The sequence below is a fragment of the Fructilactobacillus sp. X2R1C1 genome, from assembly GCF_059901435.1.
The window spans coordinates 1-264 of sequence record NZ_JBWXUV010000100.1 but is presented as its reverse complement, the minus strand read 5'-3'; the positions used below and the strand labels follow the sequence as shown (position 1 = coordinate 264).

Below are 264 nucleotides of genomic sequence, written 5' to 3'. Positions count from 1 at the left end.
ATACCGGCATGATCACTTCGGGGACTGAAATAATTGCCGAAGAAAGCTCATCGCTTGCTGGTACTGCGGTGCCAAATAACATTCCTGGCTTTTGTGGTATTAATACGCCAGTTTTATTAGATCATTACCGATTATCAATGAGTGATAATAATGGTCTTACCTGCGAAGCTAAAGCGCTAACGTTAACTGCTTGTGCTAATGATGCGTGCGATATAATTTATGATGAAGTTTCCACTTTAGATTTATCGCCAAGTATTACAGGCC

Annotated in this window: 1 protein-coding gene; it reads left to right on the top strand. The window is 40.5% G+C overall.

What is annotated here, in order from left to right:
- On the top strand, positions 1–264 hold a 264-nt coding region (locus AC6UDG_RS07640), incomplete at both ends, for a DUF8613 domain-containing protein (RefSeq protein WP_500706981.1).